Origin of the sequence: Pedobacter sp. (genome assembly GCF_041662865.1) — a bacterium.
Taxonomy (GTDB): domain Bacteria; phylum Bacteroidota; class Bacteroidia; order Sphingobacteriales; family Sphingobacteriaceae; genus Pedobacter.
Window position 1 is genome coordinate 1 of sequence record NZ_JBAZRL010000059.1, and the last position, 17,332, is coordinate 17,332.

The following is a 17,332-nucleotide window of genomic DNA, read 5'->3' on the forward strand; positions in this document are numbered from 1 at the left end:
ACTCATCGTTAACAGTTAAGGTTTTATTTACAATTACAAAACTGCCATAACGTTTCAATAGCTCAAATTCAAAAAATGCTTTTAAGAAATAAGCTTGACCAACCAAACGAGCCAATTGCAATTCGTACGTTTGGTTTGCTGCAACGTTAGCAGGTATCAATTCATCCAATACAATAAATGGACTTGTTGGCGCTTTTTCAATAAACATATTGGCTTTACGGATACCGGTATACATATTAGCATACACATCGTCAAATGTTCTTACTGGACTCCAAGTACCATTATTTAAAACATTTATTCCGCCGTTTGCATTAGAATTTACAGCTTCATCAGATCCTGATGCTAATATACCACCGTCTCCATCTAAATTGTAGCGATCAGAAAGTGTAGAATAAACATTATTTAAAAAGTTCCTAGCATAATCTGGGTTTGCCCAAAGTTGAGCTTCAGTAACGTTATTGTCACCACTAAATGACCCATCTTGAAGAAAGCTATCTTTTTCACAACCCTGCGAGATCAACATCGTCGCAAGGAATATATAGCATATATATTTTTTCATCTTCATCATAATTAAAATTTCAAATTAACACCGAATGAATAAATTTTCATGTACGGATATGAGGAGTTAAAACCAGATTCTGGTAATTCTGGATCGATATTTAAATCGTTCAATTTGCTAAAGGTTAGTAAGTTTAATCCACTCACGTAAAATCTCAATTGAGATAATTTAAGCTTTTTAACAAATCGATCAGATAATGAATACCCTAACTCTACGTTTTTCAATCTCACATAATCGCTAGAACGAATCCAGAAATCAGAGTTTGCCGTATTGTTACCTCGATCAGCAATTAATAATCTTGGGTAAGGAGCTGATGTATTAGTAGGCGTCCATCTATCTACACTAAATTGATTTAAGAAACCATTATTTGTGTTTCCGGCATTTACCAATTGATTAATCGTAACCGAGCTACCTACTGTTCCTTGAAATAGGAAGTTTAAATCAAAACCTTTTACAGCAACCGATGCACCAAGTCCAAAAACAGAACTAGGTACAAAGTTGTAATCTGTTTTCACGATATCTAAACCATTGATAATTCCGTCACCATTTTGATCTACATATCTAATATCACCTGGTTTTACATCCTTCGATAATAATTGTTTTGGAGCTGCATCTATTTCTGCTTGAGATTGGAAGATTCCCATCGATTTATACATACTACTGATATAACCAGCACCCGAATTAGCGGTTGCAGCAGGGCTGATTACGCTTGTAATTGGGTGGCCAACTGCTTTTTGATAAGCAGGTAAATTAGCTGCCTCGTTAATTTTTAAGATTTTACTTTTTTGATAGGTGTAATTTCCAAAAATATTCAAGTCAACATTACCTAATTTTTTGTTGTAATTGATACCAGTTTCGAATCCTTTGTAAGAAGCTTCTCCCTCGTTTACATATACTAAACTTTGACCTAAAGTGCTTGGCAATTGAGAACCTGTGGCTAAGTCTTTTCTAATTTCATAGAAATAATCAGCACTGATAGAGAAAGCTTGCTTAAATAGTTTCGCATCAAAACCAACACTTGTTTTGTATGCTTTTTCCCATGTTAAGTACGGATTACCCAATGCTAATTGTGCGGTACCTGTTACACCAGTGTAGCCCGTACCAAAAGTATAACCTGTTGTACTTCTCGAGAAGAAATCATTAAAAGCAAATCTTCTCGCACTTCCAATGGCGTCGTTACCTACTAAACCATACGAGCCTCTAATTTTTAATAAGTCAAGGAATGAACGTGTGCCTTTCATGAAATCCTCATCAGAGATGATCCATCCTGCAGATGCTGCAGGGAAAAACCCAAATCGTTGCCCTACGGCAAAGTTCTCTGAACCTGCATAACCAGCTGTTAAATCAACAAAATAACGTTGTTTAAAGCCATAGGTTAAACGGTTTGAGATACCTTCACGTTTGGTATCCAAGTTTCCGAAAACAGAATACACTTGTCTTGAAACTCTTGAGCTAAATTTAATATCGTGATCTCCAAACGTTCTATCATAATCTAAACCAGCCCAAAATTCACTTTTCTTAATGTTACCAGAGAATGAATTTCCTAAATAATCAACTTTAGATGCTGTTCCATATCCAGGAAGATAACCCCCAGTTCCATTAGGTTCGAAAGTTGCATAAGTCTGTGTAAAACCAGAACGGTAAGCTCCAGAAATATCATAGGCATAAAATACTTCAGCAGCTAATCCTTTTAAAATTCCATCCATTTTTTGTCTAGCACTGATAGTGGCAATCATGTTACGCACTAAATCTGTACTTGCACCTCTTGCTTCTAACATAGCCTTTGGGTTGGCTGCGGGAAAAATTGACGTTCCGCCATACGATCCATCCGGATTAAGTACTGGGAATGCATTAGGAGGTGTAGAATAAACTGCATTTAAAAACGCTGCAGTTCCTTGATTAGGGAATGTTAAATTGGTAATCCTTCCGCCAATATCTAAGGCAACATCTAGATTTTTATTTACGTGTAAATCAAGATTTGTTCTTAAGTTATATCTACTAAAATTAGTGTTGGCATCATACGTTTCATTGTGTCCGCCTTTATAAAAACCACCTTGTTGATACGCACTTAATAAAGTATAATATTTTAAAAATGCATTACCACCAGTTACCGTAGCTACATAACGTTGCGTTGGTGCTACATTTTTAGTGAAATCTCTAACAAAATTGTTGTTTGGATATTTATAGGGATCTGATCCATCTTTATACGCTTGTAAAGCTGTTGCATCATATTTTTCTGTACCACCACTATTTAGCGATGCTTCATTATACAAAGTAGCGTACGTATATGAATCTAAAGGTTGTGCAATTTGTAATGGTGCTTGCAAACCAGCTTGAGCATCAAAAGTTACTTTGGTTGAGGTTGCACTTCCGCGTCTAGTTTTCACATAAATTACACCATTTGCAGCATACATACCATACCAAGCTAAAGTTGCAGCATCTTTAAGTACACTTACACTCTCTATCTCACCTAAATCCATGGCAGCGAAACTACGCTCAATTCCATCTACTAAAACTAAAGGTTCTTGATTACTATTGTATGATGAACGACCGCGAATTAAGAAGCTAGACACATCATAACCAGGTTGTTGCGAACCACTTGGATAAATTGATAATCCTGGGAGCCTACCTGTAAATACATTGGTTAATGATGATGAAGGTATTTGTGGCAAATTAAGCGCAGAAATAGTGCTAATAGTTGCCGTTACTTCTCTTTTCTTTCTCACCCCAAATGGAATATACACCAAATCATCATCGCCTGCATCTACTAATGATTTGGTCAGCATAACTACACCATCATTTACTTCACCTGCCGGCTTCAAGATCGTTCCGTATCCAATCATTTTGAATACCAATACATCACTCGTGGTTGTTTCAATTGTGTATGCTCCATTAGCATCTGTATTCACTGTTCTATTCTTTTTGTCCTCTTGTATAGAGATGGACACTCCTGGTAAAGGTTTTTTATCCTGATCGGTCACCCGCCCATTTACCGTGATTTGTTCATCAGGCTTTTGCCCGTAAACGTTTAGTACTGCCATCCATAAAAATAGAAGGCATACTATATATTTTGATTTTGATAATTTCATAATTGAATAAAATCTTTTTTAGCGTTATATTGATTAACTAATTTTCCCAACCTGGGTTTTGAGTAAGCACCCCTTTACTTTTATAGATTTCAGTTCTTGGAATCGGGTAAAGGTTTTGTTTTTCAGTCCATGTTTTTTGGAAACTAGCGCCTAACACAAACGGTGTATAGGTAAAGGTTCCGTTTGTATTTTTAATCACATCCATTCCTTTCATTGGCACGCCAATAGTAGTAGAACCGATTTTCCAACGCATAATATCATACCAACGGTGATCTTCAAAAGCCAATTCGATAGCACGTTCATGTCTAATTGCATCACGCATCTCTAATTGAGTCATTCCAGATTTTAATCCATAATGACCATTTGCGCCTAATTGAATTCCACCACGTTTACGAATATCATCTAACGCTTTATACACCGTAGGATCATCAACTACATAAGCTGCCTCATTTTGAGCCTCTGCATAATTCAACAGTACTTCTGCATAGCGGAAATAGATATAGTTCAATAAAGTTGTACTTCCACCTACAGTTCTGTAAACTTCTGGCCAGTATTTTTTGCAGTAGTAACGTGTTGCGGTATAGGTAATGTTTCCTGGATTCCAGTCTTTACCATAAGGTGCACCACCATTAGTTGACCACATTTCTATTTTACCACCTTGCCAAGGCAAATCGTTATAGATAATGTTGTTATAAAAACGTGGGTCTCTACCTACATATGGTTTTGTTGGATCATAACCTGAAGTTGCATCTGTAATGGCTTTACCATTTGCCATTTCATACATGTCAACATGGTTTTGCGTAGGGTTCATTTGCCCTTGCGCACCTCCAGAACCTGGCGACATAGAGAAATCCTGCATCATTTCACCTGACAAAGGCGTATTGCCTTTAATTCTAATCATGATGTACTCTGGTGAGTTAGGCACATTTAAGATATCGCCATAAGTAGCTTGTAACGCATATCTACCATCCATTAACACCAATGCTGCATCTGCTGCTGCTTTCCATTTTGCTTTATCACTTGTTGGATTATTTAAAGGACTTGCTGCATACAATAAAACACGAGCTTTTAAAGCTTGAGCGGCACCAACAGTTGGTCGGCCATAATTCGATGCAGTATACGTTCCTTCTTCACCAAGCTTAGTAATGGCAATTTCTAAATCACTTAAAATAAATGCCGTAACCTGATCAAATGATGAACGTGGTATATTAATATCATCGTTTACTTCATATACCTTGTCTATAATTGGAACGCCACCAAATCTTTTAGTGAGTTCGAAGTAAGACATTGCACGAAGAAAACGCATTTCACCTTCTACCCTTTTCGGATCGAAAACCGAAACCGTTGCATTAGGTGCAGGTGGTATAGTAGGTAATTTTGCGAGCACTTTATTGTTGATCGCAATTCCTGCATACATTCTTTTCCAGATATCACCTATATCATTTAAACTGGCTTGTGTAGAATGTTCATGGTACAAGCCACGGTTTAATGACGTTACTGTACCTTCTGAGTTTCCAGAAACTGCTTCATCAGATGCTTGTGCTACACATCCACGGTGATCGTTGAAACGCACATATTTAGTAATGGTATAGTTATAGGCATTATCTGCATATTTAGCCGCTAAAGCAGGATCTGCAAAAATTTCTTCCTCGCTTAACGGAGTTCCTGGTGTTCTTTCCAAGAAATCCTTTTTGCAGGAAACAAGACAGAGTGTTACTAAAACAACTGCTGTATATATTTTATAGTTTCTCATCATTTTTAGAAATTAACTTGTAAACCGATATTATAAACTCTCGAACTTGGGTAAAGGGCTTGCAATGGGAAAGCCTGATTGACCACGTTTAAATTTTCTGGATCTACATACATCTTAAACTTAGTCCATGTGTACAAGTTCTGACCATTTAAGTACACTCGTGCACTCGCTATCTTCAACGTTTCCATCCAAGATTTAGGTAAGTTGTAAGACATCTCTACGTTTCTAAGCTTAAGATAAGCAGCATTTTGAAGCGTAAAATCATTATTCGAGTAGTTTAACGATGCTGTTCCTCTAGAGTGCAATGCTGGCCAAGTTGCCGTAGCTGCTGTTGCTGGTGTCCAAGAGTTTAACATAAATTCATACATCTGCTGACCATTGTTCTGCTCACTTAAAATCACGTTTGAACTTACATGCGCTGCTCCCTGGAACATCACAGATAAACTGAATGCCTTGTAGCTAAAACGAGGAGTGAAACTGTAGATATACTCTGGATTGCTGGTATAGCCAATCGCTTGCTGATCTAATGTAGTAATGGTACCATCACCATCTAAATCTTTGAATTTTAAATCTCCAGGTATTGGATTAAAACCTTGTTGTTTAGGCGAAGCAGCAATATCAGCAGTAGATTGATAAAATCCGTCGTTTACATAGCCAAAAAACTGACCAACAGATGTTCCTTTTCTAATTTGCGCTTTAGGCAAACCATCTGGTTCATCATTCTCCACAATTCTGTTTTTTGCATAGCCAACTTGTCCGTTAATACCTAAGGTTACATTACCAATTTTACCTTGATAATCCACTTCAACCTCATATCCTTTATTATACACCACACCTCTGTTTAATTTTGGATAGACGTGACCAAATAATGCCGAACCACTCAATGGATCCAATAAAATATCTTTACGAGTCTCATCAAAAAGATCTACTGTCAATTTCAATCTATCTTTTAATAAACGTGCTTCCATACCAATGTTTCTTTTGGTACCGGTTTCCCAGGTTAATTCTGCATTACCTAAGTTAGCATCTGGAAGGTTAATGGTTGGCCAGTTGGTAATTGATGTTGGGTTACCAAATGGAACTGTTGGACCCGTAGGGTTATATGAAGTAAGGAATAAGAAACGTCCAATACCTTGATCATTACCTACTAAACCATAACTTCCTCTAAATTTCAAATACGTTAACACATTATTCTTTTTCCAGAAATGCTCGTTGGTTATGGTATACCCTGCTGAGAATGCTGGGAAAAATCCATATCTCAATCCATCAGCAAAGTTTTCAGATCCGTTATAGGTTGCACTTGCACCGAAAAAATAACGATCATCATAGTTATAATCTACGTTTCCAACTACACCTTGTGCTGCTCTTGGTGGAGCTTGAAAAGTGGTTGTACCCACTCCTCTCACTAATTGACGCGTTCCTAAAGCTAATGCACTGATATTATGTTTACCAAACACTCTTGCGTAAGTAAAACCAGCTTGTAAGTTAGTCGTAGTCGTTCCTGTAGTTACACCACCATCTTGAATGGCGCCTAAAGGCTCATCACGATTTCTCGTATCTGTAGATAAGGTGGCTGTACCCGTCAATGGGTTATATACATACGCTGCCCAGTTTGCATTTCTTCTTTCTACATTCAGGTAATACGAATCATACGCAAAGTTTCCTTTAAAGGCCAAACCTTTAGTAATGAAATCTAATTTATAGTTCGCGTTAAATGTACTTTCAATGGTGTTGGTATCGTCGTTACGTGTTCCAAAACGTGTTAATACCGCATATGGATTCCAAATGTTGGTACCTACATTAGGGTTTGCTGTAATTCTACCATCTGGCAAGGTAACCGGATACGCATAGGCTGGCACTTGCAAAATACGAGAAATCATCCCTTCAATCGTATCGTAAGAGAATGCAGACGAAGACAATAAACCAGAAGGTTGGTAACGTGTGGCAAAACGACCACCCAACTTAATTCCTACTGTAAAATCTTTATTTAAGGTTAAATCTACGTTCGAACGGAAGTTGTATCTATTGTAATTTGGTACCGTATTAATACCATACGGTGATGGGAATTTTTTGAAAATACCATCTTGGAAAGAATATCCTGCAGATACAAAATACTTAGCGATTTTGGTACCCCCATTAATTTGAATATTGTGTTGTGTTTGAGAATAATACTTCTTCGTTAAATAATCAAACCATTGTACATCAGGATAACCGATTGGATCTGATTTATCAGCAAATTTCTGTATTTCTGCATCTGTAAACGGAGCAGCTTTACCATCATTGCGATAAGATAGGTTTAATAACGATGCATTCTCATAAGCTGGTAAGCCAATGGCTAAACCTGTATAGGTTTGTGCAGCGTAGTTACCGGTATAGGTTATTTTTGGCTTGCCAATTTTACCTTGCTTAGTAGTAATTACAATTACACCATTCGCACCTTTTAACCCATATACTGCTGTTGAAGCTGCATCTTTCAAAATGGTTACCGTTTCAATCTCGTTTGGATCTACATCTGAAAAACTAGGGCGTTCAATCCCATCCACCACAACAATAGCTCCTGCATTTGCTCCATTTAAGGTAGAAATACCACGCACTCGAAGTAAGGATGCATCTGCACCTGGCTGACCGCTTGTTTGTACTGCAATTAAACCTGGCAACTTACCAATTAAAGCATTTGTTGGATTTGGCGTAGGAGATTTCATCACCTCGCTTGCACTAATTTGAGAAATAGCAGCAGTTACGCTTGATCTCTTTTGAGTTCCGCCATAAGCTGTTACAATAACTTCGTTCAAGCCTTTAGAATCTTCTTGTAAGGTTACTAGAATGCTCGCTTGGCCGTTGTAAACAACTTCCTGCGTTTTCATGCCAATACTGGTAAACTCTAATACCGCACCCACCGCTACATTTCTTAAGGTAAACCTTCCCTCTCCATCGGTACTTATGGCATTTTGCGTGCCTTTAACTTTAACGCCAACACCAGGTATCGGCAATCCGCTCGCATCTTTTACCACTCCAGATACATCGGCAAAATTTGCTGATGAATGGATAGTAAGCATGGTGCTTGCTCGAAAATCAGTGTTTAAGGTTGAATAATTGATTGTTGTACTACTTTTTGCGTAAGTAGTCGAAGCATTAATTTGCAGAATAGAACACCAGAGCAGTGTTATAGAAATTTTCCGCAAAATTCTTTTTAGTAGAATTTTCCTCATACAGTTTACAATTGGTTGATTTTAGTAATGACCAAAATATTTGGTGAGGTAAATATAGACGAATACTATTCAGAATTACAAATAAAATTTGTCATAAATCATTGATATTTAATAAGTTATATTAAATTTGATACGCTTGATACGCACCACTAAAAATCGCTAACTAGCTGATTTAGTGTGCTATTATTAAACAATACGGCTATGGATTGATACGCTTTGTGCGCATTAAAAAAAAGTAGTAAATTTTATTAACAATCGTTGTTTAAAGCGCCGAGAGGGATATTTTAGCACTTATTTCTCTAAAATGAGTTTGCTCCAACCAGATTTACCCACGCCTTTAAGATCTTTTTTCCGCTCATCCATTACTTTTTTAATCTTAGATGCATAGGTCCAACAGGTACTTTGTCTAATCCCTAGCTTTTCTGATAACTTATGAGAAGAAATAGTGCCCTTATGGTTGTACATTAAGTATACCAAGTAAAAAGCTTTGTTAATGGGAATACGGTTATTCTCGAAAATAGTTTGATGCAACACCGATTCTTCATACGCACATTTTGTACATCTCCGATTAAACGGCACTTTACCATTACAATAACTTGTATTTTTACACTTAATACAGGCATAACCATGCTCCCATTTCATGTCTGCTAAAAATTTATAACACGAATCACGATCTGGGTATTTTAAACTAAACTCATCAAAATCTAAGTCAGTTGCATTTAAACGAGCATCTGTTACCTTTTCTATATTTGTTTTTAAGGTGATGTTATCCTTTTCTAAGAGTATATTCATTCGCGAAATTTCTTCCGCTTGTTGTGCTAATACTAAATTGATGGCTAGTAACTCCTCATTTTGATGTTCAATAGTCACATTTTGTTGTTGTAGTTCTTTCGATTTAAGCTCTACTTCTTGTGTACGTTCTGCTACTTTAATTTCCAAATCCCTGTTAATGCTATCTTTTAATTCTGCATTCACTTGCATTTGTTTCATAATTTGTTTCCGAGCATTCTCCTTTTTACGCCTTAATATCCGTACCTGATCGCCAATAGCAAAGGATAGGAAAACCATTTCTAACAGGAAGCCGAAACTTAAACTGTAATAGCCAATTACATTCCCGATAAAAAACCTAGACCAGCCTAAAATATGTACGATTTTAATAATAAAGCCCAGAAACAAAAAAGAATAACCTAGCACGAAGAACCGAGCAGGCCCATATTTCTTCTTCCACCAGATGTAAATACCCGTAGAAAAGCAGAGTGTTAAAGGAATAAATTCTAAAAACTTGTACTTAAACCAATCTGGATTATAGAATAAACAGGTTAAGAAAAATAAGAAACGAACAACCAGTAACACATTAATAGCCGTATTTACCTTGGGTGCCTTAATTTTTACGTGCAGCAGCTCTTTGGTGAAAATCAGCCCAAAGGAACTTAAAAAGAATAGTGCTACCCCATAGGCATATTCATTCCACACAGGGTGATTTGGCCACAAATATTGGAATGCAATGCCATCGGTTGACATTTCGTACAAACCAACACTTAAAATATAGAGAATGTAAAAGAGGTACTGCCTTCTTCTTACGGCGAGGAACATTAACAGATTGTGAAAACTAAAAATCACAATCATTCCGTAAAAAAAGCCAAATACAATATACTCCGAGAGCGCATAGCCTATAAACCGTTCTATCGTTCTAAAAACAATAATCACGTTAACTTGGTCTTTAGACTTTACCCTGAAATAATAATAGTACGCTCCTTTTTTAGTGTCGCTGATTAAAAACTCAAAGTTTTTATGTTGATAGGAACGCTCGGGGAAGGTTAAATCTGCGCCTGCTACACTTTTTACATAGTTCCCAGACTCATCTGGTAAATACGATTCAATATGGTCGGTAATCTGATCAAAAAACTCAAATATAGCCGCATGACCTAAGTCTTTGGTAAAGGTAACTTTAACCCGATACCAATAGGCAGATGAGCGATTGTAATTTTTTGGATAATAATCCTTATTTGCTATAAATTTATTCGAATACGCTGCACTCCTTACGTCATTAATAGTAAGTTTACTACTCGGATCCTCTAAACACACAATTTCTTTATTTACAAAGAAATGCTCTTTAGAGTCATCACTTAATTCAACCGTTTGCTGCGCATATAATTCAGGCGTGTGAACTAGAAATAAAAGGAATATACAAGCTTTAATTAATGTTTTTAACATCATTAATTCATGAATAGATTAGGGTTCGTCAAATTTGGTTGATTTTAGTAAGGCTTAAATATATTAACAATAAATTAATATTTCTATCAGGAACAGTTCATTAAACAATTTAAAACAAATGAAAAAACTAGCGTTATCCCTTTTCGTCCTTTTTTTACTAGCTCAAACCAGTAAGGCTACCACCTATACCCTAAAATCTGAAGAAGAATTTAAAACAATCTTACCCAAAATAGTTCCTGGAGATCGCATCATCATCGCCAATGGCAATTATACAAATTGGGCACTAGAAATCCCTACCAAAGGAACAAAAGCAAAGCCAGTCCTAATTATGGCCGAAACACCCGGTAAAGTCGTGTTCTCTGGAGAAGTAAACCAAACACTATTTAAATTCACCGGTTCGTTTACCACCTTAAGCGGCATTACGTTTAACGCTTGTACCCTACTCAAAGCAAAGGACGCAAATGGACTATTGGTAGAGTTTAACACGACCAGCAACTGCCGTTTGACTGATTGTAGGTTTACTGCAAATGTGGTGAAGGGTCAATTTATGCCTTTAGTCATTATCTCGGGCAATGGCACAGCCAATCAGGTAGACGGCTGTACGTTTAATGCGAATGTAGATAATCAAGATGTGCAGGTGAAGATTACCAAAGATAGCTGCCCACAACTTACCCTAATCGAAAACAATGTATTTACCGCTAAACATAAAGTAAGCTGGGCCAATGGCAACGGTGGCGAATGTGTGCAAATTGGTCAAGACCCAATTTTATTAGGTACAAAAGAAGCAAATACACTCGTTCGCTCTAATCGCTTTATCCATTGCGATGGGGAGAATGAAGTGATTAGCAATAAAAGTAGCCGTAACAGTTATGTAAAGAACTATTTCGAAGCCAATGATGGGGAATTAGTGATGCGTGGTGGTCACGACTGTATCATTGCCGACAATGTGTTTGAAGGAGGTACAGGTGGTATTCGAATCAATGGGACTGGTCATATCGTTAAGAACAACAAAATCAACAACATTAAAACCGCCATCCGCTTAATGTACGGCATGGCCAAAGGAAAAGAAGAAACTGGATTTTATATCGCAGCCAGCAACTGTACCCTCACCAACAATCAAATTTCTAATGCCAACACAGGTATTTTAGTGGGAGATAGTAAAAATGCCGATTGGACCGGAAAATTTGATACGAAGAGATACCCCTCTCGCGTAATGCAAGATGTAGCTCCCTTTGCTAATCAAATTTCAGGCAATACGTTTTCGACCACCAAAAACCCAGTAGTTACCCAATAAATTTTAAGAATGAATTAAGGATTAAAGTGATACAGGAATTGTACGGCACCCGTGTATGCAGGTTTCGGCTGATCTTTAATTTCTAATTCCGCTTCGATGGAAACTTTGGTAATGCCACGCAAATTCGCAATACTTTTTAGTTTTGCTTTTAAGCGCACTTCACTGTCTACCACTACGGCCTGACCGAATTTAAAGCTTTCAATGCCGTAATTAATTTCCATTTTAATGTTACGGATATCTGCAATCTGTTTCCATAAATATGGGATGAGCGACAATGTTAAATAGCCATGTGCGATGGTTTTCTTAAACGGACTGTCAATAGCTGATCTTTCTGGATCGGTGTGGATCCATTGATGATCTAGCGTAGCATCAGAAAACAAATTGATTTGTTGTTGTGTAATGGTATGCCATTGAGAGATACCTAGTTCCTTGCCTAAATGAGATTCGAATTCTTCGTAATTGTTAACTATTAACATAAATTTTGGTTGCTGATAGGCTAAAGTAACATTTTAAATTACATTTTGTTTACAAACTGGGTTAAATTTCGATAATCCTTTTATCGCCCTGAGCTTGTGAAGGATCTATTACAAAGTCTTCTAACAGATTCCTCCTCCAAGGGAGTCCCTTCGGGACGAAGTCGGAATGACAAAGAGCATAGAAAAGCAAAGTCTACGATCAGACGATACGCTATCATCCTCTGCTCCCTGTCCTGTCATCCTGAGCCCGCGAAGGATCTATTACAAAGTCTTCTAATAGATTCCTCCTCCAAGGGAGTCCTTCGGGACGAAGTCGGAATGACAAAGAGCATAGAAAAGCAAAGTCTACGATCAGACGACATGCTATTATCCTCTGCTCCCTGTCCTGTCATCCTGAGCCCGCGAAGGATCTATTAATGCGAGCTATATTGCTTTCTAGCTTTACGGTTCCCGCCTACGCGGGAAGACGCAAAGTTTAAGAATCTATTACGAATTAACCAACAAACCCTTTAAATCTGCTGGCGAGTAATTAATTGATTTCAACGTTTTATGATCACTACCGCGGTACACTAAAAACAAGGAATCCACTTCCTTATAATACGCATCTACATTGCCATTCGTCTTATAATGTGCAATGGTTTCATTAGCTTCTTCTACCGTTTTGCAGGCTTTACTCATATTCGAGCGGTGCACTTCATCAAAAAGCGACTTAAACTGTGTACCTAATCCAAATTCTAACACGGCTCCTGCCAATACATATTGCAAATCACACAAGGCATCCGCAACCTCTACGAGGTTACCCTGATTAACCGCCTCTTTTAACTCTTCTAATTCTTCAGCTAGTAAATCAATCCGCAGCTGACTTCTCTCTGCTGGAATGGTTGCTTGCGCTAGTATAGGGTGTTTAAAGGTTTTGTGAAACTCAGCCACTTGGCTTAAGGCATTTAAATCTTCCATTTTTTGTTTTTGGTTTGAGCTACGAAGTTTAGATTATTTACAACGAAGGGCAAATTTTCTTATCAACAAGTAAATTGATATTAACACATGACCCGTCATGTAGGTAAAAGGCAATGCGTTAATCAGTCCAACTTCCATTCGTAGTTGCACGCTTTTACGCTAATACCATAATGCCTGTGTTAAGGGTTGGTTACACCGGCAACTCGAAATAAAATGCCGAGCCGTTTCCATATTCACTCTCTGCCCAAATTTTACCTAGGTGTCTTTCAATAATTTCGGCGCTGAGGTAAAGTCCTATTCCAAAGCCAGAAACATTGTTGTTGTTGTTTTCTACTCTGTAATATCTTTCGAAAAGCCGTGACAGATCTTGTTCCCTAATGCCTATGCCTTGGTCTGAAACCCCAACCTTCACCATCCCGTTATGCACGACGCAGGTGAGCTCAATTTGAGTTCCATGGGGAGAATATTTCACTGCATTGCTCACCAAGTTATTAATTACTTGCGCTATTTTCGGTCTATCGGCATTCACTACAATATGATTACACAAATTGAGTACGATGCTATGCGATGCTGAATATTCTAAGTGTTCCGCTTGTATTTCTTGAATAAGTTCAGAGATATCAAAAGCTGTTTTATCAATATGGATCTTTCCTGAATCTAATCTTGATACATTTAGAAATGCGGCAATCATCTCGGTCATTTGCCGTACTTGTTTAAGCGGTTGCTCAAAAGCACTTGCTGCAGTTGTACTTCCCTTATTCGCTTTACGCTGTAAAAATTGCAAATGACCACTTAAAGACGTTAGTGGGGTTTTTAATTCATGACTAACCATTCCAATGAAATCGTTTTTGCGAAGTTCGTCTTCCATCTGATCGGTAATATCCATAACTACTCCCGTAAAGGCAGAAAACTCTCCAGAAAGATCTAGCTTTAGGTTGCCCAATGCCCGCACCCATCTTACTTTTTTATCCCTAAACCCAATCACCTTGTACGAAACATCATAGTTTCCACCTTTGGTAATGGCCGTTTCTATGGCTTGCTTCACGGTTTCACGAAACTCTTCAGTAATCATTTCAATGGCATGAGGCAGGGTCATTTCATCTTCTGGGTAAAACCCGAATAATTCTTTTAGTCTATCTGATGCAATGAGTTCTCGTGTTTCTGAATGAATATACCAGGTACCCACATTGGCCGCCTCTAGCGCAAGGCGAAGGGTTTGCTCAGCGTGTTCCACTTGTCTACGACTGCGCACCTGTTCACTTACATCAACGGCTACCACTAAGATATCTGCGGTTGATCCTGAAGAATCAACTACGGGCTGGTACACAACATTAAAAAAGATCTCTTTCAATTCCCCATCGTGCTCTAACAGTGCTCTTATTTCATTGGCTGTGAACGGCACACCAGAGGTATATACTTCATCTAATATGGAAAGAAAGGCTTGTCCTTCTAATTCAGGCAATGCTTTATACAGCGGTAAGCCTAAAATAGCAGCCGTTTTACCCCATACTTCCAATATCTTGACATTAGCAGATTCTACGATTAGTTCTCGACCTTGCAACACGCCAATGGCTACTGGCGCCTCTTGAATAAGGTACTTAAACCTAGACTCGCTCCGAGCTAGCTCATCGTTTACTGCATGTAACTGTAAATTGGCCTCGGCTAACTCTTTTGCATATTTTTCTTGTAATTTTTGAGAAAGCACGCGATCGGTGATCTCAAATGACATCACTAAAACGCCAGTTCTATTCCCCTCCAGATCTGAGAGTGGTTGATAGGTATAGTCGACAAAGGTTTCGCGAACAGATCCATCGGCCATGGTAAATAGCACCGGACTTTCTTTCACATCTAAAATCTCCCCTGTGGCCATTACGTGGCGCAACTGACTAGCAAAAGGTTGATCGGCAAGATCGGGTAAGATTTCTAAGAATGGTTTTCCGATTACTTCCGCTTTGGTTTTTTTCCAGTAATCGAGATTAGAATTGTTGATCATTTCTACAATGAGGTCATACCCTCTGATTACCACTACTGAAGCAGGCAACATGTTAATGATCTGTTCTAGATTATCGCTCGCTTGTTCAGATTTGAATTTACTCTCCAAAATTGCTGTCATTTCGTAGGCAAATACAAATATCCCATCCACGGTATCAATGGTGTCAAATCTTGGTACATACGTAAAGGTGAAGTACCGATCTACTAAGGGACCACCTTCAAATTCGGCAATGGGGATTAGCATTTCCTTAAACTCTGCCACATTACCTGTCTGATACACTTCGTTGAGCACACGTTCTATTTCAGTTCCCTTTAGTTCGGGCAGTGCATCGAACATGGGCCTGCCCATCAGTTCTCTTCCCTTAAGCAGCGATTGGTAAATTGGATTGACGAGTTCGTAGACAAATTCTTCGCCGGCAAGCACACAAATCCCCGCTGGTGCTTGATTGAAAAAATCGTATAAGCGATCGCGTTCTTTCTCGGCCATTAGCTTTTGTGCGGCAATCTTTTCTCGCTCACGTACCTGAGTGGTATTTTCCACTACCCAAACTGCCAATTTGCTCACTTTGCCATTTTCATCACACACAGGTGCATAGATAAACGTCACAAAGATGTATTCTTCTTTCCCATGGCGCACCAGCATAAGTTCTACCTCATCTGCATAAAAAGCTTCACCAGAGGTAACCACGCCTATCATTGCTTGTTCAAAATAGGCACGTGCTTCTGCAAAGGGTTCCCAATACCATTTGTCGAGAATCGCCTCACGCGGCTTTCCAGCAATTTCCAAAAACTTTTCATTGAGCATTTCTGCCACAAAAGTTTCAGCATTTAGAATACAGATTCCGATTGGAGCACTAGCTACAAGTGCCTTTAGATTGGAGTCGTCTTTGAAATTCATGAGTAGAGTTAAAAAATCTAAGGTAGAATATTTACGTGCAAAACAAAAGTAGCTAATAGAGCTAAAAGCTCTAAAAAAAGAGCTTCATTAGGTAGCTTAAAAAACTGGATAGGCTTGCTGGAACTTTGAAAGCTATCAATATAGAGATTACGCTAAAAAACAGAGCCGAAGGTCAAGAATAATTTACTGCCTGCAACTGGAAGAAGGTGTAATTGATGGTAACCCCTCCCCAAATGGAGAGGGGATATATAACTCCTATTTTCCAAGCCAATCGGCATATACTTTTATTGTTTTTAGGTGTCGTCGTTTACGGTATACACCATCTCCTGCTCTACTTCCCTTATCATTTGTGTTTCCTTCTATAGTTAAGAGATAATTACCACTTATTTGTTGTACCAAGCCCACATGGGCGATGCGCTTTTGCATTGGAAAATAAATTCCAAAAACTGTTGCAGGTTGTACGTTTAACGTCTGTTTGTTTAAGGGAAACAACGCTGGCGACCAACCCGTTTTAGGTGAAGTAAAACCTGCCTGACCAAATACCCAGCTTACAAAAGCAGCACACCAAGGGTTGCCCTTTTTTAACTGCACATAATTTAAATAGGTCGTTACTGCCTGTCCATCATTTTGCCCTGTCTGTTCCCTTACCCCAACTTGACTGATTGCAATGGCTATTAGTTTAGCTCTTTGCTCCTGTATCCTCCTATCCTGGATGTTGTCCCATTTCAACTGCCACTTACCAAACCTACAGTGCACTGCATCCAAGAGCGCTGGGCGGCTAGGAACGGCGGGCCACGCCTGGGGCTTGTGCGGGGAAGCTTCGTTCCTTGCTTGATTTTTTGCATACTTTTTCATCAAGGAAAAAGTTTGTTGCCCCCGCGGCAAAGAGCA

10 protein-coding genes are annotated in these 17,332 nt (G+C 38.5%); 1 reads left to right on the forward strand and 9 read right to left on the reverse strand.

All coding sequences use genetic code 11. From position 1 onward, the window contains the following. The 5 genes from WC622_RS14700 to WC622_RS14720 form a co-directional block, all read right to left on the reverse strand. Positions 1-559 (reverse strand): hypothetical protein (locus WC622_RS14700; protein ID WP_372820459.1); only part of this gene is annotated, 559 nt, incomplete at its 3' end. Between the two features lie 11 nt (positions 560-570). Further along, on the reverse strand, positions 571-3,600 hold the full coding sequence (locus tag WC622_RS14705) for a SusC/RagA family TonB-linked outer membrane protein (RefSeq protein ID WP_372820460.1): 3,030 nt from the start codon (positions 3,598-3,600) through the stop codon (positions 571-573). Between the two features lie 85 nt (positions 3,601-3,685). Then, the gene (locus tag WC622_RS14710) at positions 3,686-5,404 is read right to left on the reverse strand and encodes a RagB/SusD family nutrient uptake outer membrane protein (RefSeq protein ID WP_372820461.1); all 1,719 of its coding nucleotides are present in this window, start codon (positions 5,402-5,404) and stop codon (positions 3,686-3,688) included. Positions 5,405-5,406: 2 nt separating this feature from the next. Further along, positions 5,407-8,610 carry a SusC/RagA family TonB-linked outer membrane protein gene (locus WC622_RS14715; RefSeq protein ID WP_372820462.1) on the reverse strand — a complete coding sequence of 1,068 codons (3,204 nt, stop codon included), beginning with the start codon at positions 8,608-8,610 and terminating at the stop codon, positions 5,407-5,409. 291 nt (positions 8,611-8,901) lie between these two features. After that, positions 8,902-10,827: a 7TM diverse intracellular signaling domain-containing protein gene (locus WC622_RS14720; RefSeq protein WP_372820463.1), complete on the reverse strand. Its 1,926-nt coding sequence runs from the start codon at positions 10,825-10,827 to the stop codon at positions 8,902-8,904. A gap of 115 nt (positions 10,828-10,942) precedes the next feature. Here WC622_RS14720 and WC622_RS14725 point away from each other — a divergent pair, with 115 nt between their 5' ends. Next, positions 10,943-12,118 carry a chondroitinase-B domain-containing protein gene (locus WC622_RS14725; protein WP_372820464.1) on the forward strand — a complete coding sequence of 392 codons (1,176 nt, stop codon included), beginning with the start codon at positions 10,943-10,945 and terminating at the stop codon, positions 12,116-12,118. Between the two features lie 14 nt (positions 12,119-12,132). Here the strand turns inward: WC622_RS14725 and WC622_RS14730 are convergent, their stop codons facing one another. The 4 genes from WC622_RS14730 to WC622_RS14745 all read right to left on the reverse strand — a co-directional run. After that, positions 12,133-12,594 carry a MaoC family dehydratase gene (locus tag WC622_RS14730; RefSeq protein ID WP_372820465.1) on the reverse strand — a complete coding sequence of 154 codons (462 nt, stop codon included), beginning with the start codon at positions 12,592-12,594 and terminating at the stop codon, positions 12,133-12,135. A gap of 486 nt (positions 12,595-13,080) precedes the next feature. Further along, positions 13,081-13,551 carry a hypothetical protein gene (locus WC622_RS14735; RefSeq protein WP_372820466.1) on the reverse strand — a complete coding sequence of 157 codons (471 nt, stop codon included), beginning with the start codon at positions 13,549-13,551 and terminating at the stop codon, positions 13,081-13,083. Positions 13,552-13,741: 190 nt separating this feature from the next. Next, entirely contained in the window at positions 13,742-16,441 is a 2,700-nt protein-coding gene (locus tag WC622_RS14740; RefSeq protein WP_372820467.1) for a PAS domain-containing protein, read from the reverse strand. A 255-nt stretch (positions 16,442-16,696) separates the two neighbouring features. Continuing rightward, on the reverse strand, positions 16,697-17,332 hold a 636-nt coding region (locus WC622_RS14745), incomplete at its 5' end, for a hypothetical protein (RefSeq protein WP_372820468.1).